We start from the raw sequence: 24,811 nt of genomic DNA, 5'->3' as shown, positions 1-24,811 counted from the left end.
TCCCACTGATCAGAGGTGTGACGACCGGCGGTGCGCTTGCTCTGTGCCCCGCCCACTCGGAATCGTGGCAGAAACCAGGCCGTTGCGAGAGGTCTTCCGCCGTTGCGTCGGCCACCAGTTCTCCACCAATTCTCCCGAGGACCGGCTACCAGCGGAAGGTCCGCATGCGCATCTGCTGGCGCATCCGGGCCGCTCGGGCCCGTCGTGGCTGGACGCGGTCGCGCAATGCCTTGGCTTCCTTGAGTTCGCGGAGGAAGTGGGCGCGTCGCCTCCTGCGCTCCTCCTCTGTCTCGATTTCCTCGTCACGCTCCGGCTCCGTTTCCGGCATCGGCCACACACCACCCCACGGCTGAGTCCGTACTCCCCCTCGGCCTTGCGGCCTGGGGGTACCCCCACCACCTTCCCTCCGGATTCTGGCTTGATGCGAGCCGGGCTACTGTTGGGCGCATGCGGATCCATGTCGTCGACCACCCGCTGGTGGCGCACAAACTCACCACGCTGCGCGACAAGCGCACCGACTCCCCGACCTTCCGGCGTCTCGCCGACGAGCTGGTCACTCTGCTCGCGTACGAGGCCACCAGGGACGTGCGCACCGAGCAGGTCGACATCCAGACCCCGGTGACCGGGACGACGGGCGTGAAGCTGTCGTACCCGCGCCCGCTGGTCGTGCCGATCCTGCGGGCAGGCCTGGGCATGCTCGACGGGATGGTCCGGCTGCTGCCGACCGCCGAGGTGGGCTTCCTCGGGATGATCCGCAACGAGGAGACCCTGGAGGCGTCGACGTATGCCACCCGGATGCCGGAGGACCTCTCCGGCCGTCAGGTGTACGTCCTCGACCCGATGCTGGCCACCGGCGGCACCCTGGTCGCGGCGATCCGGGAGCTCATCAAGCGCGGCGCGGACGATGTGACCGCGGTCGTGCTGCTCGCGGCGCCCGAGGGCGTCGAGGTGATGGAGCGCGAGCTGGCGGGCACGCCGGTCACCGTGGTCACCGCCTCGGTCGACGAGCGGCTCAACGAGCACGGCTACATCGTGCCGGGCCTCGGCGACGCGGGCGACCGCATGTACGGCACGGTGGACTAGTCGGTGCACCGCTCCCCGGACGCCCTGAGGACCGTGTGCCTCGGCCTCGGGGGGCGGGGGATCAGCACTTTCCCGCGGACGCCGGTGCGGGCTCGGCCATGACGGCCAGGGCCGCGTCGGCGTTCTTCTTTGCGGCCAGGTTCTTGAAGGCCGTGCCGAGGATCAGGTCGACGTCCGCCGTGTCGCGGGTGTCGTTCTTCAGCTGGGTGCCCCTGAGCTGGGTGGCGAGTACCCGGAAGGCGCCTTCGTTCGCCTCGGGCGCGCCCAGCAGTATTCCGGTGCCCGCGACCTTCTTGTCGTACGCGGCCGGGGCGTTGCCCACCTTGCCGATGGCGAAGCCGCGTTTCTTCAGCTCGTCGGCCGCCGCCTTGGCGAGGCCGCTGCGCGGGGTCGCGTTGTAGACGTTCACCGTGATCTGACGGGGCCTGGGTGGCAGGGGGGCCACGGAAGCCTTGGGGGCGGGTTTGCACTCCCCCTTGCGGCCCGCCGTCGAGGTCTTCTTGCCGTCGCCGGCGAAGACGTCGATGAGCTGCAGTGTTCCCCAGCCGGCGAGGGCGAGGGCGACCACCGCGGCCAGGGCGGCCGATACGCTTCTGCGGCGGTTGCGAGGGCGTCGCATGCGCGGGTACTTGTCGCCCGTGATGCGGTACTTTCCACCCATGCCGGGGGGAGTCAGCATGCTCATGGGCGCAGCGTAGTGCGGCCCGGTGCGGATGCCTACTAGATGATCAATAGATTGCGTCCGTACGGTCCGTAAAGGGTCCGAAAGGGTCAGTTGACGCCCTGTCGCCGGGGGCGGGGCGGCCCGTCACGGAAGCCGCCTCGACGAGCCGTCGCCGGCCCGCGCCGGTGGCCTCAGCCCAGCTCGAGAACGCGGGCGTGCAGCACCTGACGCTGCTGGAGCGCGGCGCGCACGGCGCGGTGCAGACCGTCCTCCAGGTAGAGGTCGCCCTGCCACTTCACGACATGGGCGAAGAGGTCGCCGTAGAACGTGGAGTCCTCCGCGAGCAGCGTCTCGAGATCGAGCTGGCCCTTGGTGGTCACGAGCTGATCGAGGCGGACCGGGCGCGGCGCAACATCCGCCCACTGCCGGGTGCTTTCCCGGCCATGGTCGGGATACGGCCGCCCGTTACCGATGCGCTTGAAGATCACACGGAAAGCCTACCGGGCAAGAGGCTCCGGGCGCAGCCACGGCGGCGCAGTGCGATCCTGGGCAAAATTGCGCATACCAGGAAACAGGGGACCCTCATGAGCGAGAGCGAACAGGCGTCGGCCGCCTCCGTGGCCCCCGAGACCGTCTCCTCGGCGCCCGCACTGCCGCAGCCCGCGCTGGAGATCGCCGCCGGATACGCCCTCACCGGCGCCGCGCTCGACCTGGGCGCCCTGCTCTGGGACGGCCAGTGCTACGCCGACGCCCAGATCCGTATCCCCCTGTCCATGCTCAACCGGCACGGGCTGGTCGCCGGGGCCACCGGCACCGGGAAGACCAAGACGCTCCAGCTGATCGCCGAACAGCTCTCCGCCAACGGTGTGCCCGTCTTCCTCGCCGACATCAAGGGCGATGTCTCCGGCATCTCGGCCCCCGGCGAGGCGGGCGAGAAGGTCCGGGAGCGTGCCGGTCAGGTCGGGCAGGAGTGGGAGGGCAAGGGTTTCCCCTGCGAGTTCTACGGACTCGGCGGCATCGGCCCCGGCATTCCGCTGCGCGCGACGGTCACCAGCTTCGGACCCGTCCTGCTCTCCAAGGTGCTCCAGCTCAACCAGACGCAGGAGCAGTCGCTCGGGCTGATCTTCCACTACGCCGACTCCAAGGGGCTGGAGCTGGTGGATCTGAAGGATCTGCGGGCCGTGGTCGCCTTCCTCGTCTCGGACTCCGGGAAGGCGGAGCTCAGGCGGCTCGGTGGGCTCTCCACGGCCACCGCCGGGGTGATCCTGCGGTCGATCACCGCCTTCGAGCAGCAGGGGGCGGGCGGCTTCTTCGGGGAGCCGGAGTTCGACACCGGTGAGCTGCTGCGTACGGCGCCGGACGGGCGGGGGCTCGTCTCCGTACTGGAACTGCCCGCCGTGCGGGACAAGCCGCAGCTCTTCTCGACCTTCCTGATGTGGCTGCTCGCGGATCTCTTCAACGACCTTCCCGAGGTCGGCGATGTGGAGCAGCCCAAGCTGGTCTTCTTCTTCGACGAAGCGCATCTGCTCTTCAACGGGGCGACCAAGGCGTTCCTGGAGTCGATCACGCAGACCGTACGGCTGATTCGCTCGAAAGGGGTCGGCATCTTCTTCGTCACCCAGACGCCGAAGGACGTGCCGACGGATGTGCTGGCGCAGCTCGGCAACCGGGTGCAGCACGCGCTGCGTGCCTTCACGCCCGACGACGCCAAGGCGCTCAAGGCGACGGTGAAGACCTTCCCGAACTCGCCGTACGACCTGGAGGAGGTGCTCACGCAGCTCGGCACGGGCGAGGCGGTGATCACCGTGCTGAGCGACAAGGGTGCGCCGACGCCGGTCGCGGTGACGCGGCTGGCGGCGCCGCAGTCGCTGATGGGCCCGATCGACGCGGGCTCGCTGGACCGGATGGTGAAGGCTTCGCCGCTGTACTCGCGCTATGCGGAGGCGGTCGACCGGGAGTCGGCGTACGAGAAGCTGACCGCCGAGCAGCAGCGGGCGGAGGCGGCGGCGGTACAGGCGGCGGTGGAGGCGGACCGGGCGAAGGAGGCGGTGCACGAGGCGGCGCACGAGGCCAAGGCCTCGAAGGCGTCGAAGGCCGCGCCCAAGGAGGACGAGTCGCTGGTCGGGCAGGTGATGGGCAGCGGCATCTTCAAGTCGCTGGCACGGTCGGTGGGGACGCAGCTGGGCCGCGAAATCTCCCGCTCGATCTTCGGCACGGCCAGCCGCCGGCGGTAGCGGGGGCGGGGTCCGCCGGGCCTGGTGGTGGGCCTGCTTCGCGGCGCGTACGACCGAGTGGTGTCCGGCGGCCCCACCGTCAACCCCTGCCACGGAGTGGCGCAGAGGACGACGGGATCCCACGCGGGGCTCGTGGTGCGACCGCTTCGAGGTGCGTGCGGTGTGGTCCGCCGGCGGGCTGTAGCGCCTGCTCCGCACGGAGGTGCGGGGGCCTGCTGACCGACCGGGGGCGGGTTTTCTTCGCCACCCCGCGGGCGGGGTGGGCCGAACGCCTGGCGCGAGACGGCTCGGGTGGTTGGCGGGGCGGAATCACCTGCACCGCAGGGCTCTTCGCGGGGCCCGCCCGCCCGCCGCCCGCGGACCGTTGGGGCTCCGCGGGCGGGTGGGACGTGGGTGTTACTCGGTCACCTCGTGGTCGTGGCCGTCGTGCAGGCCGCCGCCGCTGCCCGCGTCGCCGTCCGTGGGGACCGTCACGACCGGCTTGCGCAGCGAGCTCAGGTCGTGGGCGTAGGTGCCCACGGCGTTGGCGATGACGCCGATGTTCACGGCGAACGCCTTCATGTTGATGTTGCTCAGGTTGTCGCCGGCCGCGTGGTAGTTCGGGTCGTACGCGACGCCCGCCGTGCCGCCGAACTTCTTCGCCTGGGCCTCGGTCTTGACGCCCTCCGCGCCGGTGAACGTACCGCCGGAGGGGATGCCGACCTCGATGAACGGCCCGTAGTCGGAGCGTCCGGTGAAGTCCGTGCCCTCGTGCGGGGTGCGCCGCTTGTCGAGGAACTCGTTGATGTCGCGCTCCAGCTGGGCCGAGCCCGCCGGGCCGGGGCCCGAGCCCACGCCGTCGGAGTTGTCGCCGTCGTAGACGAACAGCCCGTAGTTCGGCGAGGCGATCATGTCGAAGTTCAGGTAGAGCTTGATCTCCTTCTTGCCCAGCTCGCTCAGGTTGGCGACGTACGCCTCCGAGCCGAGCAGACCGTTCTCCTCCGCCGACCACCAGGCGAAGCGGACCTTGTTGGGCGGCCGCTTCTCCTTCTTGGCGAGCTCCTCGGCGACCTCGAGCAGACCGGCCGAGCCGGAGCCGTTGTCGTTGATGCCGGGGCCCGCGGTGACCGAGTCGAGGTGCGAGCCGAGCATCACGGTGTTGGCCGCGTTGCCGCCGCGGGTCTCCGCGATGACGTTGTTGGTGACGCGCTTCTGCTGGAGCTGGCGAATCTCGAAGGAGATGTTCACCGCGCCCTTGGCGAGGTCGGCGACGAGCTGCTCGCCCTCGGCCTTGGTGATTCCACCGGTCGGGATCTTGCCGGTGGCCGGGTCGCCCAGCGTGCCGCCGAGCGCGCCCTCGGTGTTGTTGTAGATGATCGCGCCCGTCGCGCCCGCGCCTGCCGCGGCCGCCTGCTTCGCACCGAAGGTGCAGCCGCCGCGCTTGATCAGCGCGACCTTGCCGGTGAAGGTGCCGGAGGCGTAGTCGGCCGGCTCGCAGCCGCTGGTGTCGTCCACCGGCACGGCGGCCAGGTCGGCCTTGATGCCGCCCACCGGAGTGGACTTGGTGTACGTCATGGCCGCGATCTTGATGTCCCGTGGCGCGGGGGAGACCACCGCGAGCTTCTCGGCCTGTGTCTCGGTGTAGACGAACTCGAACTGCTCGTACGACACGTCATAGCCGTACTTCTTCAGCTGCTGGTACACGTACGCCGCGGAGGCGTCGTGCCCGAGCGTACCGGCGGCGCGGTGGCCGCCGGTGGTGTCCGCGATCTGCTGGAACTTCTTCAGGTGCTTGAAGGCGTCCTTGGCGGACGACTTCTCGACCAGCTGCCTGGCCAGCTTCGACGCGTCCTTCGCCGCCTGCTTGGCGGGGTCTTGGCGGTGCGCGACGGAGGGGGAGGCAGATGCCAGCAGGAGCGGGGTCGCGAGTGCGGCTGCGGCCAGGGTGGCCACGGCTCTGCGATGGGATGCGTTCACAGAGGTCCTTCCCGGTGAGGACGAGGGTTGAGGGGAAGCTAGCGATCTCTGAAGGTTTTTTGAACAGTTGTGCCGGAAGTCACTGCGCAATTCATCGCATTGACACGGTGAATCCCACCGTCCGCTTCAACACGCCGCTGATCAGGTCTTTTTCGCGGCCTTCGCGGCTCGTTTCATCTCCTGCTTGTACTCCCGCACCTTGGCCAGCGTCTCGGGCCCGGTGATGTCGGCCGCGGAGCGATAGGAGCCCTTCTCGCCGTACGCGCCGGCGGCCTCTCGCCAGCCCGCCGGCTGTACGCCGAACTGCTTGCCCAGCAGCGCCAGGAAGATCTGCGCCTTCTGCTCGCCGAAGCCGGGCAGTGCCTTCAGCCGCGCCAGCAGCTCCGCACCGGTGGCCACATCCCGCCAGACGGCGCTCGCGTCACCGTCGTACTCGTCGACCAGGTACTGGCACAGCTGCTGGATCCGCTTGGCCATGGACCCCGGATAGCGGTGGACGGCAGGCTTCTCCTTGAGCACCTCGGCGAAGGCGTCGGGGTCGTACGCGGCGATCCGGGCAGCGTCGAGATCGTCGCTGCCCATGCGCTGCGCGACGGTGTACGGGCCGGAGAAGGCCCACTCCATGGGGACCTGCTGGTCGAGCAGCATGCCGACGAGGGCGGCGAGCGGACTGCGGCCGAGCAGTTCGTCGGCCTCGGGCTGCTGGGCGAGATGAATCGGGGTGATCATTCCCCGATGATCACCCCGGGGCAGGCGCACCGCCAGCGAACCGCCACCGCCCGGCGACGGTTCAGGCGGCCGACCGTGTGACGGGAGGGACGGGTGCGGGCTGTGGTTCGGCTTCCGCCCGGGTGCGCAGGGGGACCTCCCGTACGAACCAGGACGCGGCGAAGGCGAGCACCGCGATCACCGCGGAGGCGATCAGAACGGCGTGCAGTCCGCCGGTGACGGCCGCACGGAAGGCTTCGCGGAGGGGCGGCGGCAGCGCGTCGACGAGGGCCGGAGTCAGACCGCCGCCCCCGGTGGCCATCCGGTGCGCGGCCTCCGGGCCGAGCTGTCCGGCGAGACCGGCCTCCATCCGGCCCGTATAGGCCGCGCCCAGCAGGGCGATGCCGAGCGAGCCGCCGATGGTGCGCACCAGGGTGACGGTGCCGCTTGCCGCGCCCATGTCGCGGGGGTCGGCGCTGTTCATCGTGAGAATCATGGTGCTCTGCATCAGCAGGCCCATGCCGATCCCGATCACCAGGGTCAGCCCGGAGGCCAGGGCGGTGGCGGTACGGACGTCGAGCAGCAGCAGGACCAGGGAGCCCAGGGTCAGCGCGGCGCCGCCGAGGATCGGATAGCTGCGGTAGCGGCCGTTTCGGCTGATCAGGTGACCGGTTGTCAGCTGGGCGCCGAGCATGCCGAACATCAGCGGCAGCAGCAGCATCCCGCTCGCCGTCGGCGACATGCCCCGAACGAACTGCATGTACAGCGGAAGGAAGTTGCTCACGCCGAGCATGACCGCACCGGCCAGGAGGGCCAGCAGCTGGGCGAGAGCGAAGTTGCCGTCGCGGAAGAGCCGGGGCGGGATGACCGGCTCCTCGGCCCGCCGCTCGACGCGGATGAAGGCGGCTGCCGCGAGGACGCCGACCGCGGCCAGGGCGAGGATCTGCGGAGAGGTCCAGGCGTAGTGGGTGCCGGCCCAGCCGGCGAGCAGGGTCAGGGCGACGATGGAGACGGTCAGCAGGCCGGCGCCGAGGTAGTCGATACGGGCCTTGATCCGCCGGGTCGGCACCTTGATCCTCAGCGCGACGATCAGCAGGGCGATGGCCCCGACGGGGACGTTGACATAGAACGTCCAGCGCCAGTCGAGACGGTCGGTGAGAAAGCCGCCGAGGAGCGGTCCGCCGATGAAGGCGACCGGCATGATCGCGCCGATCATCGACTGGAGCTTTCCGCTCTCCCGCGGCGACACCAGCACGCCGATGATCGAGAGCGCGCCGACCATCAGCCCGCCGGCGCCGAAGCCCTGCACGGCGCGGAACGCGATGAGCTGGCCCATGGACTGCGCCAGTCCGGCGAGTACGGAGCCGGCCAGGAAGATCACGATTGCGGCCATGAACGTGCCCTTGCGGCCGTACAGATCGCCGAACTTTCCCCAGATGGGGGTGGTCGCCGCGGTGGCGAGGAGGTACGCCGTCACCACCCAGGAGAGCTGGTTGAGGCCGCCGAGGTCGCCCACGATCGTGGGCAGCGCGGTGCCGACGATCAGGCCGTCGAGCATGGCCAGGAACATGCCCAGCAGGAGCCCGAAGGCGCCGAGGCGGCTGAGGCCGCTCGTGGTGTCCATCGGAGTGTTCTCCCTTGCCGTCAGGCGGCGTAGGGACGGACAGCCTTGGCGTCACGCAGCGCGTGTGCCCACCAGGCCAGCTGGTCGAGCATCGTCTTGGCCGCGGCGTCGCTCGCCGGGTCGGTCGCCGCGCCGTCCGTGTCGAACTTCGCCCAGCCGCCCGGGAAGCAGACGGTTTCGCGGATCGTGGTGGCGTTCAACTCGGCGAACACCAGCCGGAGTTGTTCGACCGCCCGCAGGCCGCCCGAGATTCCGCCGTACGAGACGAAGCCGACCGGCTTGGCGTGCCACTCCTTGTTGTGCCAGTCGATGGCGTTCTTCAGCGAGGCCGGGAAGCTGTGGTTGTACTCGGGGGTGACGACGACGAACGCGTCGGCCTCGGCCAGCCGCGGTGACACGGCGGCGAGCAGCTCCTCGGTGCCGGCGGCCGGCGGCTGCCCGAAGGCCGGGAACACGGTGGGCAGCGGGGTCTCCACCAGGTCGACGAGGTCGGCGCTCATGTCCTCGCGCTGCTGGATGTGACCGAGGGTCCACCCGGCCACCACCGGGCCGAAGCGCCCGTCCCGGGTGCTGCCGGCGATGACCGCGATGCGGAGCGGCCGCGCGGAGTGGGCGGAATGAGCGGAGTCGGCACAGTCGGCGGAGTGACGGGTGTCGGGCATGGGGATCCCCCTCGTTGTGTACGTCGTATCCGAAGTAAATACAACGTACACAGCGGTGTGTACGTTGTCCACTGGGGATACGATGTACGCATGACGACGCAGAAGAAGGGCGCCGAGTCCTTGTGGGAGCGGCTGGCCCGCCCCGCGCCCACCCCCCGCACCGCGCTGTCGCCCCAGCGGCTCGCGGTCGCAGCGGTCGCCCTCGCGGACGCGGAGGGCCTCGAGGCCGTCACCATGCGGCGGCTCGCCTCCGGCCTCGGTGTCGCGCCCATGGCGGCGTACCGCTATGTCTCGGGCAAGGAGGATCTGCTGCAGCTGATGATCGACCAGGTCTACGGCGAGCTGGAGTTCCCCGAGAACGTCACCGGCTGGCGCGAGGCCATGCGTGCCCTGGCTCTGGGCACCCGCGCCCTGATGCTGAGGCACCCCTGGCTGGGCCGGCTCTCCTCGCCGCAGTCGGTGCTCGCGCTGACCCCCAACCGGATGGCAGTGGCCGAGCGGGCGCTGACCGCCCTCGACGGACTGGGGCTCGACGCCGACACGGCGATGTCGGTGTTCCGCACGGTCGGGGCGTACGCGTACGGCACTGCCCACGCCGAGGTCGCCTGGCTGCAACTGCTGGAGGGCGAGGGCTGGGGCGGCGGGGACGATGCGCGCCTGGGGATGGCTCCGCAGATGATCTGGCTGATGGGCACCGGCCGTTACCCGCACTTCCAGCGCTATCTGACCGAGGCGGGCCGCAAGGACGACCCGCAGTGGCAGTTCGACAACGGTCTCGAGGCCGTCCTCGACGGGATCGCCGCACGGCTGGGCATCTGACCGGACGGCGTCCGGGCGGCTCCCGAGGTCCCGGCGCTCCTGCGGTCCTTCGGACCCGGTTCTCGAGGGCAGCCGGACGCCCGGTGGAGCGTTCAACCCCCTTGCCGCCGGGGCGCCTTGGGCTGGACGTCGTACGACGGGCCTGCAGTCGCACCGCAGCCCCTGGGGGTTCCCGGCGGGGGTGCCGGTCTTTCTCACAGCGTGTAGGGGTGCGCGGCGCCCCTATACCCCCGTACGGTATGGAGGTATGAGGACTTCAGGGATACCCGTCCCCCCGGCTCTGGTCGGGTTCGTGCTCCTGGTGCTCGCGCTGACGGCCGTCTCGTACGGGGTGGGGCGCGCCGTCGGTCCGGTGGCGCCGGGGCTGCACCGCGTCGAGGACCCGGCGGGCCCCGGCGACGGGGATCCGGGCGGGCCGGGCGGCATGCCGGGCATGCACGGGATGCGGGAGAGCCGATGACGGCGGGGGTGCCGGTGACGGACCTGCTGATCGGCGGTATGACCTGTGCCGCGTGCGTGGCCCGGGTGGAGAAGAAGCTGAACCGGGTCGACGGGGTGAGCGCCACCGTCAACCTGGCGACCGGGCTGGCCAGGATCGCCCATCCGCCCGAGGTGAGCACCGACGTGCTGATCTCCACGGTGGAACGGGCGGGCTACACCGCCGAGTTGCCCCCGCCGCCCGAGCGGGCGCCGCAGACGGAGACGGACGACGAACGGGACGTGGACCGCGACCGGCTGCTGGTCACCGCGTTCCTGGCGGTGCCGGTCCTCGTGCTGTCCATGGTCCCCGCCCTGCAGTTCGACTACTGGCAGTGGCTCTGCTTCACCCTTGCCACCCCCGTCGTCATCTGGAGCTCGCAGCCCTTCCACGCGCGGGCGCTCGCGGGCCTGCGGCACGCCACGGCCACCATGGACACCCTCGTCTCCCTCGGCGTCGCCGCGTCCTACCTCTGGTCCGTGTACGCCCTGTACTTCGGCGGCGCGGGCGAGCCGGGCATGCGCATGCCGTTCAGCTGGCTGCCCAGCGCGGAGGGCGGCGCCGCGCATCTCTATCTGGAGGCCGCGGTCGGCGTGCCGCTGTTCGTGCTCACCGGCCGCTACCTGGAGGCGCGCGCCAAGCACGGCACCGGATCCGCGCTGCGGGCGCTGGCCGAACTCGGCGCGAAGGACGTCGAGGTGAAGGGCAACGACGGCCGGGGGACACGCATCCCGGTCTCCGCGCTGCGCACCGGCCAGGAGTTCATGGTCCGGCCGGGCGAGAAGGTCGCCACGGACGGGGTGGTGACCGAGGGCAGCTCCGCGCTGGATCTCTCGCTGGTCACCGGCGAGTCGACGCCGGTGGAGGTGGGCCCCGGCTTCCCCGTGGTGGGTGCCGCCGTCAACTCCGGCGGGCTGCTCGTCGTCCGCGCCACCGCCGTCGGAGCGGACACCCAACTGGCCCGCATCACCAAGCTGGTGACGGATGCCCAGGCGGGCAAGGCGCGCATCCAGCGGCTCGCCGACTCCGTCGCGGGGGTGTTCGTCCCGGCCATCGTGACCGTGGCGGCCTGTGTGCTCGGCTTCTGGCTCGGCGCCGGTGCCGAGGCGGAGTCGGCCGTCACGGCGGCGGTCGCCGTCCTGGTCGTGGCCTGCCCGTGCGCGCTCGGACTGGCGACGCCCACCGCGTTCCTCGCCGCCACCGGCCGGGGCGCGCAGCTCGGCGTACTCATCAAGGATCCCGGGGCACTGGAGCGGCTGCGCCGCGTCGACACGGCGGTCTTCGACAAGACGGGCACCCTCACCACCGGCCGTATGACCCTGGTGGGGACCGCCGTGACACCCGAGGGCCCGGACGTCGCCACCGTGCTCCGGCTGGCGGGCGCGGTGGAGTACGGCTCCGAACACCCCATCGGCCGGGCGGTGGTGGCCGCCGCGCGGCAGGGGACGGGCGGTGGTGCGCTGCCCGAGGTGACGGACTTCCGGGCGGTGCACGGCGAGGGGGTGCACGGCCGGGTGGCGGGACAGCAGGTCTCCGTACGCAGCCCCCGGGCCGGCGTCCCCCTCCCGGATGCCCTGCACGGCGCGCTGCTGCGCGCCGAACGGGCCGCGCACACGGCCGTCGTCGTGGAACTCGACTCCGCCCCCGTAGCCCTGCTGGCCGTCGGGGACACCCTGCGGCCCTCCAGCGGGGCGGCGGTGACCAAGCTGAAACGCCTGGGCATCGAGCCGATCCTGGTGACCGGTGACGGGCCGGCCGCGGCGCAGGCGGTGGCCCGTGAGCTGAGCATCACCGCCGTGCACGCGGGCGTCACTCCGCAGGGCAAGTCGGAACTGGTCGCCGCCCTGCGCGCCGAGGGGCGGCGGGTCGCGGTCATCGGCGATGGCGTGAACGACGCGGCCGCCCTTGCCGCGGCCGACCTCGGAATCGCCATGGGCAGCGGTACGGACGCGGCGATCGGGGCGGCCGACATCACGCTCGTACGGGAGGACATGGCGGCCGTCGTCGCTGCCGTACTGCTCACCCGCCGCACGCTCACCACGATCCGGGCCAACCTCGTCTGGGCGTTCGGATACAACGCCGTCACCGTGCCGCTGGCCGCTACCGGCTGGCTGAACCCGATGTTCGCGGCGCTGGCCATGTCCGCCAGCTCGGTGCTCGTCGTCGGCAACAGCCTGCGGCTGCGCGCCGACCGGGCGGCTGCCGGGCCGCGCACCCGGACCCTGGGCCACGGCCTGGGGTCCGGCCGTCCCGCCACCGGCTCCTGGAAGGGTTCCGATGACCTCAGCCTCCGCTGACCCCGCCGGTCCCCCTGGTACCGCCGAAGGCCCGGGTGACTCCGGGGATCCGGCCGAGTCCGGGAACGTGGCCGACTCCGGCGACCAGTCCGCGGAGTCCGGGCTGCGCGAGACAAGGAACGCGGCGATGGCTGCCGCCGTACTGGTGCCCGTAGGGGCCTGCGCCGTGACGCTTGCCCTGCTCGTGGCCTATGTGAAGAGCGGTTCGGCGGGCGCGCCCCCGGCGGAGATCACCGTCACCCGCGCCCGGATCGTCCAGCCCCTCGCGGCCAGGGACACGGTGGCCTACCTCGATCTGCGCAACACCGGCGGCACCGACGCCACCCTCGTCTCGGTGGAGGCCCCGGTGCTCGGCACGACCACCATGCTGGCCCGCGATGTGGTGGTCGACGGTGCGGGCCGGATGAAGGCGGTGCCCGCGCTGAAAGTCCCCGCCGGCAGCGACGTGAAGATGTCCCCGGCGGTGGCGGATGTGATGGTCCAGGACCCGCCCGAGCTGAAGCTCGGCGAGAAGGTGGAGTTCCTGCTGCGGTTCCGGGACGGCACCACGGTGACCGCCCTCGCGGTGGTCGTGCTGCCCGGCTCCTGACCCCGGCGGGCCCCGCCGGCCGACGGGGAATCCGAGTGCGCGTGCGATCCGGCGGCTCGTACGCTCCGACCTGCGATCGAAGAGCTCGCCGTCACGCATCCCGCCGAGGCGGACTGGCACGATCACCGGTTCTCCGCCCGGACGCTGTGCGTCGTCGTCCCCGAAGTGCCTGCTGTGGACCGCGAGTTGAGCGAAGCCGCACTCCGTGCCGTACTGCGCGGCGCGCCGCACGAGCCCGGCCCCGGGAAGCAGGCCCGCATCGTCAAGGCGCTGCACCGACGTGCGGATCCCCGGGCTCCTGCGCGCGGCGGCTGTGCGGACGGCCCCCGCACCGGCGAGAAGCCGCATCAGCCGTCCCGCAGGCACAGCACGGAGATCCGCTGGACGAGGTTGTTGGCGAAGCCGCCGCGGTTCCACGGCTGGTCCAGCGGCTGGGTGTGGCCCTCGGCGTCCTCGGCGCGGACGCTGAGCACATGACTGCCGGGCGTGGCGGTCCACGATGCCTGCCAGCGCCGCCAGGCCCAGCCGTGTCCGTCCGGCGCAGCGAGCTCCGCCTCGCTCCAGGAACGGCCGCCGTCGGTGCTCATCCGCACCCGGGTCACCGGGGCGTGGCCGGACCACGCCCGGCCCTCCAGCCGCACCCGGCCGGGGCGTACGACACGGGCCCGGGACATGAAGTCGGGGAACCCGGGCGGGATCATCAGGGCCCGTGGCGCGATCCGGGTGACCGGCTCGCCCGGGTCGTCGGCGCTCTGCCGGCAGCGGTACGCCACCGCCTGCTGGAAGCCGGTGAACGGGCTGTCGGTGAGGGAGATGTCGCGCAGCCACTTCACCTGCGCCATGCCGTACCACCCGGGAACGACCAGCCGCAGGGGATGGCCGTGCTGCGGGGGCAGGGGGCGGCCGTTCATCGCGTACGCCACCAGCACCTCAGGATCGCCGCCCGTGGCGACCGGCAACGGCAGACTGCGCTGGTAGTCCTGCTCGACGCCGCGCTCGACGCCATGGTCGGCTCCGGTGAAGACCGCCTCGACGGCATCCGCCGCCACCCCGGCGTCGGCCAGCAGCGTACGCAGGGGCACTCCGGTCCACTCGGCGGTTCCGACCGCTTCGACCAGCCAGGGCTGGCTCACCGGTCGTGGCGTGAGACGCGCCCGGCCGTTGCCCGCGCACTCCATCGTCACGCGCTGGGTGGCGGCGGGGTAGGACGTCAGCGTCCGCATGCCCAGGGTCAGCGGGGTGCGCACGCGGCCGCGCACGGTGAGCTCCCAGGTGGCGGCGTCGGCGGCGGGGATGTCGTAGTGGACGAGTACGTAGTGGAGGCCGGCCGGGGTGAGGTCGTAGCGCAGAGCCTCCAGCGGCAGCCCGTGGTTACGGGTTGCGAGCGCCAGTTCCTCCAGGCTGATTCCCTCGCCGGACTCCGCGAGGCGCCCCGGCGTGCTGATGTCACCGATGTGTCGGTCACCGATGCCGCCGTCCATGACTTCATGGTGCTCCCCGCGCCCGGCGCGGGCACCTCACGGCGCGGGCACCTCACGGCGCGGGTGGCTCTCGGCGCGAGGTCTGTGACGCCCTCGGAACGCGGAATTGCGCGGGTCGCCGACCGGCGGGACGCTGGACATGTCAGCCCTGCGGCGTGCGATCGAGCGCGGCGACCTGAAAGTGCCCCCAGGGCGAGCCGCCGAGCGGAGTTCTCGTACGCCTGAGAGAGCCCGGGCTTCGCGACGGCTCCGGGCGCAGCCCCCTGCCGACGGCGAGTACCGCGACTACGGGGCAATGGATGTTGCGGCCGGAACGGCCGAAAGCCATGGCGGGTTGGGGTTTGCACCCGCCCCGTTGCGGTCCGCACCCCGTCGAGGAGAGGTCGCCATGGACGGCACCATTCTGGAAGCGATGCGGGCAGCGCTGCGCGGCCCCGTCATCGGACCACAGGACGCGGAATACACCAGGGCCTGCAAGATCTACAACGCAATGATCGACCGGCGCCCGGCTGCCATCGTGCGGTGCGCGGACGTGGCCGACGTCATGAACGCGGTCGATTTCGTCCGCGACCACGGTCTCGAACTCGCCGTCCAGGGCGGCGGACACAGCGGCCCCGGCCTGTGCCTGGTGGACGACGGCGTCACCCTCGACCTGTCGCCGATGCGCTGGACGCGCGTCGACCCCGTCGCGAAGACCGCCCGGGTCGGCGGCGGCAGCCTGCTCCGCGACCTCGACCACGCCACCCACGCCTTCGGCCTGGCCACCCCCGCCGGCATCATGTCCACCACGGGCGTCGGGGGCCTCACCCTCGGCGGCGGGCACGGCCACCTCACCCGCAAGTACGGTCTGACGGTCGACAACCTGCTGGCCGCGGACGTGGTACTGGCCGACGGCAGCTTCGTCACGGCGAGCGAGACCGAGCACCCGGACCTGTTCTGGGCGCTGCGCGGCGGCGGCGGCAACTTCGGCATCGTCACCTCGTTCAGCCTGAGGCAGCACCCGGTGCACACCGTGGGCGTCGCGATCAGCGTGTGGCCGGTCGACAGCACCCGCGAGGTGCTGCGGTGGTACCGCGACTTCCTGCCGCAGGCGCCCGACGATCTGAACGGGTTCTTCGCACTGCTTGCCATACCTCCCGGCCCGCCGTTCCCGGAGGAGATCCACGGGCAGAAGATGTGCGGCGTCATCTGGTGCTGGACAGGGGACCTGGCCCGCCTCGAGGAGACCCTCACGGTCGTGAACGAGCCCGGCCCGCCCTCCTTCCACTTCACCACGCCGATGCCCTACCCCGCGCTGCAGACCATGTTCGACGAGCTGATCCCCACCGGCCTGCAGTGGTACTGGCGCGGGCACTTCTTCGACCGGATCACGGACGAAGCCATCGACGTACACCTGAAGTACGGCGAGAGCCTCCCCACCGCCCTGTCGACCATGCACCTCTACCCGGTCGACGGGGCCGCCGGCCGCGTCGACCCGGACGCCACCGCCTGGGCCTACCGGGACGCCGTCTGGTCCGGTGTCATCGCCGGCATCGACCCCGATCCGGACAACGCCGAGACCATCAGGCAGTGGTGCGCCGACTACTGGGAGGAGCTGCACCCGTACTCCATGGGCGGCGCGTACGTGAACTTCATCGGTGCGGGCGAGGGCCAGGAACGGGTCAGGGCCACCTACCGCGACCGCTACGACCAGCTCGCGGACATCAAGCGGACCTACGACCCGTACAACCTGTTCCACGCCAACCAGAACATCGAGCCCGCCCCGCAGTAGTGACGCCGGGGGCCGGCGAGGGCGCCTAGGGGGTCAGCCGGGCGGCGCGCGTCTGGAGGTAACGCGTCTCGGGGACGCTGAGCGTGCGCCTGGCGGCCGACTGGTAGGCGGCCCGCGCAGCTTCGACGTCCCCCGCCTTCTCCAGCAGATGAGCGCGTACGGCATCGAGCCGGTGGTGGCCCGCCAACCGGTCCTCCAGCTTGGCGACTTCGGCGAGCCCCGCCCGCGGGCCGTGCACCATGGCGACGGCCACGGCCCGGCCGAGTTCGGCCATCGGCTCGGGGGCGAGGCGTACGAGGATGTCGTAGAGGGCGAGGATCTGCGGCCAGTCCGTGTCGTCGGCACGCGCCGCCTCGTCGTGCAGGGCCGCGATCGCCGCCTGCAACTGGTAGGCGCCGGCGGGGCCTTCGGACAGGGCCTCCTCCACCAGGGCGGTGCCCTCGGCGATCGTCTGCGGGTCCCACAGGGTGCGGTCCTGCTCGTCGAGCGGGACCAGTTCGCCGTGCGGTCCGGTGCGCGCCGCGCTGCGGGCCTCGGTGAGCAGCATGAGCGCCAACAGCCCGGTCACCGCACCCTCCTTCGGCAGGAGCCGGCGTACGGCCCGGACCAGCCGGATGGCTTCGCGGGCGAGGTCGGAGCGGTGCAGGGCGCTGCCGGAGGTTGCCGTATAGCCCTCGTTGAAGATCAGGTAGAGCACCTGGAGCACGGCGGCGAGCCGCTGATCGCGGTCCTCGGGCCCCGGCTGCCGGAAGGGCTCCCCCTTGACCTTCTGCTTGGCCCGGCTGATGCGCTGCGCCATCGTCGGCTCGGGCACCAGGTGCGCGCGGGCGATCTCGGCCGTGGTCAGACCGCCGACGGCCCGCAGGGTGAGCGCGATCTGCGCGGCCGGGGCGAGCCCGGGGTGGCAGCACAGAAAAAGCAGGGTGAGGGTGTCGTCCTCGGCCGGGGCGCGGCTCTCACCGGGCGGCGGCGCGGTGAAGGCGTCCCGTGGCGTGAGCGCCGCGGCCGTCTCCTCGCGTCTGCGCCGTGCCCCGTCACTGCGGAGCTGGTCCGTCAGCCGCCGCGATGCGACCTTGATCAGCCACCCGCGCGGATTGTCCGGGAGGCCCTGTTCCGGCCACTGCTGCGCGGCGGCGAGGAGCGCCTCCTGCGCGGCGTCCTCGGCCATGCCGAAGTGTCCGTAGCGGCGTACCAACGCGCCGAGGACCTGCGGCGCGTGCAGGCGCAGCAGGTCCTCGACCTCGGTCGTACGTCTCACACATCGCCTCCGCTGTCGAGGATGGGACGGATGACCACGGGGTAGTCGGGGGCGCCCTCGGGGATCGGGCACTGGGCGACGCGCGCGGCGATCTCGGTCACCCGCTCCAGGCTCTCGCACTCGAGCACCCAGTAACCGGCGAGCAGTTCCTTGGTCTCGCCGTACGGACCGTCCGTGATGACGGGCCGTCCGTCCTTGCCCGCACTCACGCAGCGGGTCTGGGCGGGCTCGGCCAGCCCGTTCCCGTCCACGAGTTCACCGGACTCGGCGAGGTCGTTGTTGACCGCGCCCATGAAGGCGAACATCGCCTGCAGATCCTTCTCGCTCCAGGCCGGGCTGTTCGCGGTGGCTGTGCCGCGCATGGCTTCGTAGTCGGCCTGTGAGCCCTGCACCATCACCAGATACTTCATGACCTCGCTCCTCGGATGCGCAGTCGCCCTTGTGGGCAACTTTCACAGGGGACGTCGTGGCCGTCGACGGATTCTCGACACCTCGCGGAAGATTTCCTCGGAACCACTCTCCGGGACTACGCCGGAGCGGTCCGGTCGCATGGTCACTCCCACCGACGCGTCGCTGCGAAGGAGTGCGACCGCCGGATGCGGAGGGGACCGGAACCGGGACAGTCCCGTCCCTCACAGCGATGTGGCGCTGCCGGCAGCGCGCGTGGAGGCGATCAGAAGTGTCTGGGTCAGTGCGGCGGCCGCCAGGACGCCCGCGGTGAGAGAGAAGCCGGAGGCGAAGGCACCGCCCGGCAGCGGGGCCGCCCCGGAGTGGGCGTGAAGGAGTGCCGCCCCCACAAGTGCCGTGCCGAGCGTTCCGCCGACCTGCAGACACATCTCCACAAGCCCGGACGTCTGCCGGCCGGTCGCCCCCTGGGGCCGCGGCGGCGCCCGCGGCCGGGGTGTGTCTCAGGTTCCGGACTTGCGGCCGTAGACGAAGACGTCGTCGCCGTTGCGGAGCAGGCTCCAGTACGTGGCGGCGTCGCTCTTGGTCATGTTCACGCACCCGTGCGAGCCGGGCGGTGCCCAGACGCTGATGCCGACTGAGTGGAAGGCCTGGCCGCCGTCGAAGAACTGGCTGTACGGCATCGGCACGTCGTACAGGCTGGACACGTGGTCGATGTGGCGCCAGTAGATCTTCTTCAGGCCGGTGCGGGTCTGGTGCCCCTTGCGGCCGGTACGCACCGCGACCGGTCCGTGCACCAGCTTCGTGCCGTCCTGGATCCAGCTGAGCTGGAGCGTCAGGTCGACGCAGGCGATACGGCCCTTGTTCGTCGGGCACGTGCCGGCCTTGTTCGGGTTCTTCCCGACAGCTTTCTGCTTGTTCATGAGATCCATGACGCCCCAGGTGACGGGGCCCGCCAGCCCGGCGTTCGGGGTGATCGAGTGCTTCGTCTGGAAGGCCTGGATCGCCTTGCAGTCGCCGGCCGACTGCTTTCCGTCCACCGGGCGGCCGAGGAACTTCTCGACCTGCTTCTGGTACGCCCCGGTCTGCGTCGTGCAGGAGGCTGCCTGAGCAGTCGTGCTCCCCATGGCCAGAGTGAGCGGGGCCACCAGCGCGGTGATCCCGAGTGCGACGACTCCTCGTCGGCGTATGTCCCCCACGGCTGTCGGCTCCTTGTGCGCAGGTGGTGCGAGTTCCGAGTGGTAGACGGCCAAGGGGAGACAGCAGTTGCGCGCGGAAAGAAGACGGTTCGGTAACGGCCGCCCCAGCAGATGCGGGGAGGCGCGGCGACCCGGTGGGACGGGGGCACCGCGGCCCGAGGGGCACCACTTTTCGCGGCTTCATGACGCACCTCACACCGCGGCGGCCTGTCATCGGCCTGGGCAACCCGGGCCGGGTACTGGCCGAGAACTTCCTCGAGAAGGACCACCTGCAACCGCAGGAGCCCGGCCCCTGCTCATGCCCCGCGCCAGGCGCTGAGCAGTTCCTCGGGGCCGTACGCTGCCTGGAGCCCGGAACAACTGGTCCCGTTGCGGGAGACCGCCACGAGCGGTACCGGCTCGTCGGTGATCGCCGCCCGGTGCTTTTGCAGCGCGGCCAGGTCGTGGTTGTCGAACGCGGATTTCTCCAGCCACTTGACCGACCCCAGAAAGAGCAATTGCCCGGCCACCGGCTGCCGGTCGGCGCCCACCAGGTCGATTTCGACGTCGTTGCTCCGGGTCCAGTACCCGCCGATCGCCGGGGTGGCGGGCAGGAGCCCGTCCGGCAGGAGACGGGCGAGGGATTCCCGGACCACGGGCTCGATCGCGCGGCCCCGCCAGCTCGTCCACTGCTCCTTGATCCGGCTCAGAGTGAGATCTCCCCGCATCCGCTCGATCTCCGCCATGTGCGGATCCAGAAAAGCGAGCCAGAACCGCAGGTAAGGGTCTGCCACTCGGTAGCGGCGTTCCTTCGACGGGTGCAGTGAGAGGGGCAGCTCGGCTGCCACCACCCGTTTCTCGGTCAGGACGGTCGGAGGTCGTGCCCGCCAACAGCTCTTCCGACGAAGCGTCGAGCCCCAGGGGTGCGTCCCATGCCTGCCGCAAGGGTGCGGCCATGCGGAACTTCCCCGCGTCATCCGGCCAGACCAGAGCATGATCGGCCAGTACCTCCAGCGCGGCGTCCAGCTCGCGAGCGGCTTCGTCGTCCGTCGCTCCCAGCAGCTTCGCCAGGGCATCGCGCGACGCGGGTGCCCCGAGCGCCGCCAGCGCCTCGGCCACCTGCAGGTGTGGCAGCGCGAGCCGCGGCAGGGCCAGCGCCACCGACCCCGGGCGCTGAAGACGGTCCGCCAACTCCCCCACCGAGCACGGCTCCGGAGGGGACACAGCGTCCTTCCGCGTCACGAGCACGCGCGCCAGACGAGAGCCGTCGAGGCTGCCCAGCCATGTCGGCAGTGTTGATCGGGACGTCATGTGGGGTGCACCTCGCCAGTCCAGGGAGCGCCGCAGCGGGGCCGGAGCCGGTCCGGCGCCGGGTTCAGGATGGCGCATACCCGCGATCCGAGGGGGCGCACGAGAGCAGCTTCCCCCTGGCGGGCGTCGGCGCCTCGCGGGCTGCATCTACTCGCAGCGCGAGGGAGCCATCTGCTCACCGAAATGCCGGAAATCGTCGCTTATGGATGCAACCGGAAATGCAGCCGGTGCACGCCGAAGGGCCCCACCGCGAACGGTGGGGCCCTTCGACATCGTGCCCGGTGAGGCACTGGCGGAGGATACGAGATTCGAACTCGTGAGGGGTTGCCCCCAACACGCTTTCCAAGCGTGCGCCCTAGGCCACTAGGCGAATCCTCCGCGGCAAACAATACAAGACGTTGAGGAGTGCTCGCGAACTCGTTCCCACCCCCGGCCATCAGGTACCCTGTGCGGAGCCCCTCACGTGGCGCTATCTGACTGAACTCCCCCAGGGCCGGAAGGCAGCAAGGGTAGGTCGGCTCTGGCGGGTGCGTGGGGGGCGCTTTGCGTTTGGCGGCGGCGCCGCTTGTCAGTGGGCCCCGATAACCTCGTAGGCGTGTCGTCCCTTGCGCTGTACCGCCGCTATCGCCCCGAGTCGTTCGCCGAGGTCATTGGGCAGGAGCATGTCACTGACCCGCTGCAGCAGGCCCTGCGGAACAACCGGGTCAATCACGCGTACCTGTTCAGCGGGCCGCGCGGCTGCGGAAAGACGACCAGTGCGCGCATCCTCGCCCGCTGTCTGAACTGCGAGCAGGGGCCCACGCCGACGCCGTGCGGCGAGTGCCAGTCCTGCCGCGACCTCGCGCGCAACGGGCCGGGGTCGATCGACGTCATCGAGATCGACGCCGCCTCGCACGGTGGTGTGGACGATGCCCGTGACCTGCGTGAGAAGGCCTTCTTCGGACCCGCGAGCAGCCGCTACAAGATCTACATCATCGATGAGGCGCACATGGTCACCCCGCAGGGCTTCAACGCTCTGCTGAAGGTGGTCGAGGAGCCCCCGGAGCACCTCAAGTTCATCTTCGCGACGACCGAGCCCGAGAAGGTCATCGGCACCATCCGGTCGCGTACGCACCACTACCCCTTCCGGCTCGTGCCCCCGGGCACGCTGCGCGAGTACCTGGGGGAGGTGTGCGGCAGGGAGCAGATCCCGGTCGCCGACGGTGTGCTGCCGCTCGTCGTGCGGGCCGGCGGAGGGTCCGTGCGTGACTCGATGTCCGTCATGGACCAGCTGCTGGCGGGCGCGACCGAGGAGGGTGTGACGTACGCCATGGCCACCGCCCTCCTCGGCTACACGGACGGGTCGTTGCTCGACTCGATCGTGGACGCCTTCGCGGCGGGCGACGGGGCCGCGGCCTTCGAGGTCGTGAACCAGGTGGTCGAGGGCGGCAACGACCCGCGGCGCTTCGTCGCCGACCTGCTGGAGCGGCTGCGGGACCTGGTGATCCTGGCCGCTGTGCCGGACGCGGGCAGCACGGGTCTGATCGACGCGCCCGCCGATGCGGTCGAGCGGATGCAGGCACAGGCCTCGGTGTTCGGGGCGGCCGAGCTGAGCCGCGCCGCCGATCTCGTCAACACCGGGCTCACGGAGATGCGCGGTGCCACCTCGCCGCGGCTGCAGCTCGAGCTGATCTGTGCGCGGGTGCTGCTGCCGGCCGCCTTCGACGACGAGCGGTCCGTTCAGGCCCGGCTGGACCGGCTGGAGCGGGGCGTGACATTGACGACCGGGGGCCAGGGGCCCGCGATGGGGTACGTCCCCGGGCCCGAGGCCCAGGCGCACGCTCCCGTACCGCCCGCACAGCCCGTGCAGCAGCCCGCACCGCCGGTGGCCCAAGACGGCGGACCCGCGGCGGCCCGCGCGGCCGCCCGGGGCGGGGGCGCGCCCCAGGCCGCTCCGGCTCCCGCGCCCGAGCCTGCCTCCGCTCCCACACCGGCGCCGATGGCCGAGCCCGTGCAGCAGCAGGACCCCGGACAGCGCCCGGGTGCCTGGCCCGCCGCGGCCGGAGCGGAGAACGGGCGGCGTCCCGGCGGCTGGCCCACCGCATCGACGCCGGGACAGGGCACGGGACAGGGCGGCGGACAGCCCGCCGCGCCCCAGCCCCAGGAGGCCGCGCCCGCACCGCCGGCCGGCTCCGCAGCCCCCGGCCAGGCCGCGCCGAGCCCGGGCATGGCGCAGGGCGCGGTCCAGGTGCGGAACATGTGGCCGGACATTCTGGAGGCCGTGAAGAACCGTCGCCGCTTCACCTGGATCCTCCTCAGCCAGAACGCCCAGGTGGCCGGGTTCGACGGGACCACCCTCCAGCTCGGCTTCATCAACGCCGGCGCCCGGGACAACTTCACGAGCAGCGGCAGCGAAGAGGTGCTGAAGCAGGCGCTCGCCGAACAGTTCAACGTGCAGTGGAAGGTCGAGGCGATCGTCGATCCCTCGGGCGGCGTGGGCGGCCCCGGCGGCGGCGCGCAGCCCCCGTCCGGTGGAGGAAGCGCAGGCGGAGGCGGTGGAGGGTACGGCGGCAGGCCCCCCGTATCCCCGGCCCCGGGTCCCTCGGTCCCCGCAGCCCCCGCGCCCCGCCCCGCACAGACGGCTCCGTCCGGCTCCCGGCCCGCACCCGGCCACGGCTCCTCGGCCCCCGCGCCCGAGCCCCCGCGCGCCGCGCAGGTGCACACCCCGCCCCCGGTCGCGCTCGAGGACGATGTTCCGGAGGAGGACGACCCGGATCTCGTCGACTCCGCGCTCTCCGGCGTCGACGTGATCGTGCGCGAGCTCGGCGCCACGGTCGTGGAGGAATACACGAACGAGTAGGGGCCTGCCCCTCGGACACCCGTACAAGGACATCCGCCCCGGCGGCTAGGCTGGCTGCCGTGAAGGTCCTTGTCATCGGCGGCGGCGCCCGCGAACACGCCCTGTGCCGCTCTCTCTCCCTCGATCCCGACGTCACCGCGCTGCACTGCGCCCCCGGAAACGCCGGCATCGGCGAGGTCGCCGAGCTGCACCCGGTGGACGCGCTGGACGGCGCTGCCGTGGCACGGCTCGCCGGCGAGCTGGCGGCCGAGCTCGTCGTCGTCGGCCCGGAGGCGCCGCTCGTCGCCGGGGTCGCCGACGCCGTGCGGGCGGCGGGCATCCCGTGCTTCGGCCCCTCCGGCGAGGCGGCCGTGCTGGAGGGCTCCAAAGCCTTCGCCAAGGACGTGATGGCGGCGGCCGGAGTGCCCACGGCCCGTAGCTATGTCTGTACGACCCCCGAAGAGATCGACGAGGCCCTCGACGCCTTCGGTGCTCCCTACGTGGTCAAGGACGACGGTCTCGCCGCCGGAAAGGGTGTCGTCGTCACCGACGACCTCGCCGCCGCCCGCGAGCACGCGCTGGCCTGCGGCCGGGTCGTCATCGAGGAGTTCCTCGACGGCCCCGAGGTCTCCCTCTTCGCCATCACCGACGGCCGTACGGTCCTTCCGCTGACACCCGCCCAGGACTTCAAGCGCGCCCTCGACGGCGACGAGGGCCCCAACACCGGCGGCATGGGCGCGTACTCCCCGCTCCCGTGGGCCGACCCCCACCTGGTCGACGAGGTCATGGCCGGCGTCCTCCAGCCCACCGTCGACGAGCTGCACCGCCGCGGTACGCCCTTCTCGGGGCTGCTGTACGCGGGTCTGGCGATCACCTCGCGCGGTGTGCGGGTCATCGAGTTCAACGCCCGCTTCGGCGACCCGGAGACCCAGGTGGTCCTGGCCCGTCTGAAGACGCCGCTCGCGGGTGTCCTGCTCAACGCCGCCCAGGGCACCCTGGACGTCCAGGCGCCGCTGCGGTGGCGCGACGAAGCAGCCGTCACCGTGGTCGTCGCCTCGCACAACTACCCGGACACCCCGCGCACCGGCGACCCGATCGAAGGACTGGACGAGGTCACGGCGAAGGATGCCCCCGATGCGTACGTCCTGCATGCCGGAACCAAGCGGGACGGTGACGCGGTCGTGAGTGCCGGCGGCCGGGTGCTGTCGGTCACCGCGACCGGCAAGGACCTCTCGCAGGCCAGGGAGCGGGCGTACCGGGCGGTGGCCCGGATCCGGCTGGACGGTTCGCAGCACCGTACGGACATCGCACGCAAGGCCGCGGGGGAGTGAACCCCTAGGGCCCGGAAACCGTCATCACCTTTACCCAAAGCCATTCCATCGAGTGACGGCTGAGCTATCCGGATGACGCCCGCCGAAGCCCCCAACTAGGGTGCGGCGCAGGCGTTCCGGCACTTGGCCCACCGGCATTGCGAT

At 71.5% G+C, this 24,811-nt stretch carries 21 protein-coding genes, 1 tRNA gene, 1 other RNA gene and 1 pseudogene; 10 read left to right on the top strand and 14 right to left on the bottom strand.

Features of this window, described 5'->3' with window-relative positions; translation table 11 throughout:
• Positions 1-145 precede the first annotated feature (145 nt).
• Complete coding sequence (locus tag OG883_RS30870) at positions 146-328, bottom strand: hypothetical protein (protein ID WP_266547602.1); 183 nt, start codon at positions 326-328, stop codon at positions 146-148.
• Positions 329-447: 119 nt separating this feature from the next.
• On the opposite strand from OG883_RS30870, the gene upp reads away from it, so the two are divergent.
• Positions 448-1,083 carry a uracil phosphoribosyltransferase gene (upp, locus tag OG883_RS30865; protein ID WP_266547599.1) on the top strand — a complete coding sequence of 212 codons (636 nt, stop codon included), beginning with the start codon at positions 448-450 and terminating at the stop codon, positions 1,081-1,083.
• A 61-nt stretch (positions 1,084-1,144) separates the two neighbouring features.
• Here the strand turns inward: upp and OG883_RS30860 are convergent, their stop codons facing one another.
• Positions 1,145-1,768, bottom strand: a complete 624-nt coding sequence (locus OG883_RS30860; protein WP_266547597.1) for a LytR C-terminal domain-containing protein — start codon at positions 1,766-1,768, stop codon at positions 1,145-1,147.
• 170 nt (positions 1,769-1,938) lie between these two features.
• Positions 1,939-2,235 carry a type II toxin-antitoxin system VapB family antitoxin gene (locus OG883_RS30855; RefSeq protein ID WP_003955420.1) on the bottom strand — a complete coding sequence of 99 codons (297 nt, stop codon included), beginning with the start codon at positions 2,233-2,235 and terminating at the stop codon, positions 1,939-1,941.
• 96 nt (positions 2,236-2,331) lie between these two features.
• Here OG883_RS30855 and OG883_RS30850 point away from each other — a divergent pair, with 96 nt between their 5' ends.
• The gene (locus OG883_RS30850) at positions 2,332-3,981 is read left to right on the top strand and encodes a helicase HerA-like domain-containing protein (RefSeq protein WP_266547595.1); all 1,650 of its coding nucleotides are present in this window, start codon (positions 2,332-2,334) and stop codon (positions 3,979-3,981) included.
• Between the two features lie 396 nt (positions 3,982-4,377).
• On the opposite strand, the gene OG883_RS30845 is transcribed toward OG883_RS30850, so the two are convergent.
• From OG883_RS30845 to OG883_RS30830, 4 genes are all read right to left on the bottom strand, one after another.
• Entirely contained in the window at positions 4,378-5,913 is a 1,536-nt protein-coding gene (locus OG883_RS30845) for a M28 family metallopeptidase (protein WP_266549608.1), read from the bottom strand.
• Positions 5,914-6,078: 165 nt separating this feature from the next.
• Positions 6,079-6,666 (bottom strand): HhH-GPD-type base excision DNA repair protein, encoded by a 588-nt coding sequence (locus OG883_RS30840; protein WP_266547593.1) that lies wholly within the window; start codon positions 6,664-6,666, stop codon positions 6,079-6,081.
• Positions 6,667-6,727: 61 nt separating this feature from the next.
• Entirely contained in the window at positions 6,728-8,269 is a 1,542-nt protein-coding gene (locus OG883_RS30835; RefSeq protein WP_266547590.1) for an MDR family MFS transporter, read from the bottom strand.
• 20 nt (positions 8,270-8,289) lie between these two features.
• Positions 8,290-8,931 (bottom strand): NADPH-dependent FMN reductase, encoded by a 642-nt coding sequence (locus tag OG883_RS30830; protein WP_266547588.1) that lies wholly within the window; start codon positions 8,929-8,931, stop codon positions 8,290-8,292.
• 90 nt (positions 8,932-9,021) lie between these two features.
• Here OG883_RS30830 and OG883_RS30825 point away from each other — a divergent pair, with 90 nt between their 5' ends.
• The 4 genes from OG883_RS30825 (at position 9,022) to OG883_RS30810 (ending at position 13,114) form a co-directional block, all read left to right on the top strand.
• Entirely contained in the window at positions 9,022-9,750 is a 729-nt protein-coding gene (locus OG883_RS30825; protein WP_266547587.1) for a TetR/AcrR family transcriptional regulator, read from the top strand.
• Positions 9,751-9,997: 247 nt separating this feature from the next.
• Entirely contained in the window at positions 9,998-10,210 is a 213-nt protein-coding gene (locus OG883_RS30820; RefSeq protein ID WP_266547585.1) for a hypothetical protein, read from the top strand.
• The gene (locus OG883_RS30815) at positions 10,207-12,525 is read left to right on the top strand and encodes a cation-translocating P-type ATPase (RefSeq protein ID WP_266547582.1); all 2,319 of its coding nucleotides are present in this window, start codon (positions 10,207-10,209) and stop codon (positions 12,523-12,525) included. The genes OG883_RS30820 and OG883_RS30815 overlap by 4 nt, the downstream gene beginning before the upstream one ends.
• A complete protein-coding gene (locus OG883_RS30810) occupies positions 12,506-13,114 on the top strand; it encodes a copper chaperone PCu(A)C (RefSeq protein WP_266547579.1) in 609 nt (202 codons plus the stop codon). Before OG883_RS30815 ends, OG883_RS30810 begins: the two co-directional genes overlap by 20 nt.
• Before the next feature lie 347 nt (positions 13,115-13,461).
• Here the strand turns inward: OG883_RS30810 and OG883_RS30805 are convergent, their stop codons facing one another.
• Complete coding sequence (locus tag OG883_RS30805) at positions 13,462-14,595, bottom strand: sulfite oxidase (protein WP_266547576.1); 1,134 nt, start codon at positions 14,593-14,595, stop codon at positions 13,462-13,464.
• 388 nt (positions 14,596-14,983) lie between these two features.
• Between OG883_RS30805 and OG883_RS30800 the strand changes: the two genes are divergently transcribed.
• Entirely contained in the window at positions 14,984-16,366 is a 1,383-nt protein-coding gene (locus OG883_RS30800) for an FAD-binding oxidoreductase (RefSeq protein ID WP_266547574.1), read from the top strand.
• A gap of 25 nt (positions 16,367-16,391) precedes the next feature.
• Here OG883_RS30800 and OG883_RS30795 read toward each other — a convergent pair whose 3' ends face one another.
• The 6 genes and pseudogenes from OG883_RS30795 to OG883_RS30770 all read right to left on the bottom strand — a co-directional run bounded on the left by OG883_RS30795 (position 16,392) and on the right by OG883_RS30770 (position 20,896).
• Positions 16,392-17,624, bottom strand: a complete 1,233-nt coding sequence (locus OG883_RS30795; protein ID WP_266547571.1) for an RNA polymerase sigma factor — start codon at positions 17,622-17,624, stop codon at positions 16,392-16,394.
• A complete protein-coding gene (locus OG883_RS30790) occupies positions 17,621-18,034 on the bottom strand; it encodes a YciI family protein (RefSeq protein WP_266547568.1) in 414 nt (137 codons plus the stop codon). The genes OG883_RS30795 and OG883_RS30790 overlap by 4 nt, the downstream gene beginning before the upstream one ends.
• A gap of 222 nt (positions 18,035-18,256) precedes the next feature.
• Complete coding sequence (locus tag OG883_RS30785) at positions 18,257-18,460, bottom strand: hypothetical protein (RefSeq protein WP_266547565.1); 204 nt, start codon at positions 18,458-18,460, stop codon at positions 18,257-18,259.
• 72 nt (positions 18,461-18,532) lie between these two features.
• The gene (locus tag OG883_RS30780) at positions 18,533-19,228 is read right to left on the bottom strand and encodes a L,D-transpeptidase (RefSeq protein WP_266547563.1); all 696 of its coding nucleotides are present in this window, start codon (positions 19,226-19,228) and stop codon (positions 18,533-18,535) included.
• 296 nt (positions 19,229-19,524) lie between these two features.
• Positions 19,525-20,076 (bottom strand): annotated as a pseudogene (locus OG883_RS30775) (DUF234 domain-containing protein); the annotation flags it as partial.
• Between the two features lie 732 nt (positions 20,077-20,808).
• Positions 20,809-20,896 (bottom strand) — tRNA-Ser (locus tag OG883_RS30770).
• A 73-nt stretch (positions 20,897-20,969) separates the two neighbouring features.
• Between OG883_RS30770 and ffs the strand changes: the two genes are divergently transcribed.
• From ffs to purD, 3 genes are all read left to right on the top strand, one after another.
• Positions 20,970-21,064, top strand: an RNA gene (gene ffs / locus OG883_RS30765) — signal recognition particle sRNA small type.
• A gap of 49 nt (positions 21,065-21,113) precedes the next feature.
• Complete coding sequence (locus tag OG883_RS30760; protein WP_266547560.1) at positions 21,114-23,357, top strand: DNA polymerase III subunit gamma and tau; 2,244 nt, start codon at positions 21,114-21,116, stop codon at positions 23,355-23,357.
• Between the two features lie 59 nt (positions 23,358-23,416).
• The gene (gene purD, locus OG883_RS30755; RefSeq protein WP_266547557.1) at positions 23,417-24,667 is read left to right on the top strand and encodes a phosphoribosylamine--glycine ligase; all 1,251 of its coding nucleotides are present in this window, start codon (positions 23,417-23,419) and stop codon (positions 24,665-24,667) included.
• Positions 24,668-24,811: the final 144 nt, after the last annotated feature.

The sequence above is a fragment of the Streptomyces sp. NBC_01142 genome (genome assembly GCF_026341125.1).
Taxonomy (GTDB): domain Bacteria; phylum Actinomycetota; class Actinomycetes; order Streptomycetales; family Streptomycetaceae; genus Streptomyces.
Note: the sequence above shows the minus strand (reverse complement) of the source record. Positions and strands in the feature narration are given on the sequence as shown.

What these genes read in the sequence shown, in the direction of transcription:
- OG883_RS30870 (WP_266547602.1), bottom strand. Translation starts at nt 328, where the DNA reads ATGCCGGAAACGGAGCCGGAGCGTGACGAGGAAATCGAGACAGAGGAG.
- upp (WP_266547599.1), top strand. Translation starts at nt 448, where the DNA reads ATGCGGATCCATGTCGTCGACCACCCGCTGGTGGCGCACAAACTCACC.
- OG883_RS30860 (WP_266547597.1), bottom strand. Translation starts at nt 1,768, where the DNA reads ATGAGCATGCTGACTCCCCCCGGCATGGGTGGAAAGTACCGCATCACG.
- OG883_RS30850 (WP_266547595.1), top strand. Translation starts at nt 2,332, where the DNA reads ATGAGCGAGAGCGAACAGGCGTCGGCCGCCTCCGTGGCCCCCGAGACC.
- OG883_RS30840 (WP_266547593.1), bottom strand. Translation starts at nt 6,666, where the DNA reads ATGATCACCCCGATTCATCTCGCCCAGCAGCCCGAGGCCGACGAACTG.
- OG883_RS30835 (WP_266547590.1), bottom strand. Translation starts at nt 8,269, where the DNA reads ATGGACACCACGAGCGGCCTCAGCCGCCTCGGCGCCTTCGGGCTCCTG.
- OG883_RS30830 (WP_266547588.1), bottom strand. Translation starts at nt 8,931, where the DNA reads ATGCCCGACACCCGTCACTCCGCCGACTGTGCCGACTCCGCTCATTCC.
- OG883_RS30825 (WP_266547587.1), top strand. Translation starts at nt 9,022, where the DNA reads ATGACGACGCAGAAGAAGGGCGCCGAGTCCTTGTGGGAGCGGCTGGCC.
- OG883_RS30820 (WP_266547585.1), top strand. Translation starts at nt 9,998, where the DNA reads ATGAGGACTTCAGGGATACCCGTCCCCCCGGCTCTGGTCGGGTTCGTG.
- OG883_RS30815 (WP_266547582.1), top strand. Translation starts at nt 10,207, where the DNA reads ATGACGGCGGGGGTGCCGGTGACGGACCTGCTGATCGGCGGTATGACC.
- OG883_RS30810 (WP_266547579.1), top strand. Translation starts at nt 12,506, where the DNA reads ATGACCTCAGCCTCCGCTGACCCCGCCGGTCCCCCTGGTACCGCCGAA.
- OG883_RS30805 (WP_266547576.1), bottom strand. Translation starts at nt 14,595, where the DNA reads ATGGACGGCGGCATCGGTGACCGACACATCGGTGACATCAGCACGCCG.
- OG883_RS30800 (WP_266547574.1), top strand. Translation starts at nt 14,984, where the DNA reads ATGGACGGCACCATTCTGGAAGCGATGCGGGCAGCGCTGCGCGGCCCC.
- OG883_RS30790 (WP_266547568.1), bottom strand. Translation starts at nt 18,034, where the DNA reads ATGAAGTATCTGGTGATGGTGCAGGGCTCACAGGCCGACTACGAAGCC.
- OG883_RS30785 (WP_266547565.1), bottom strand. Translation starts at nt 18,460, where the DNA reads ATGTGTCTGCAGGTCGGCGGAACGCTCGGCACGGCACTTGTGGGGGCG.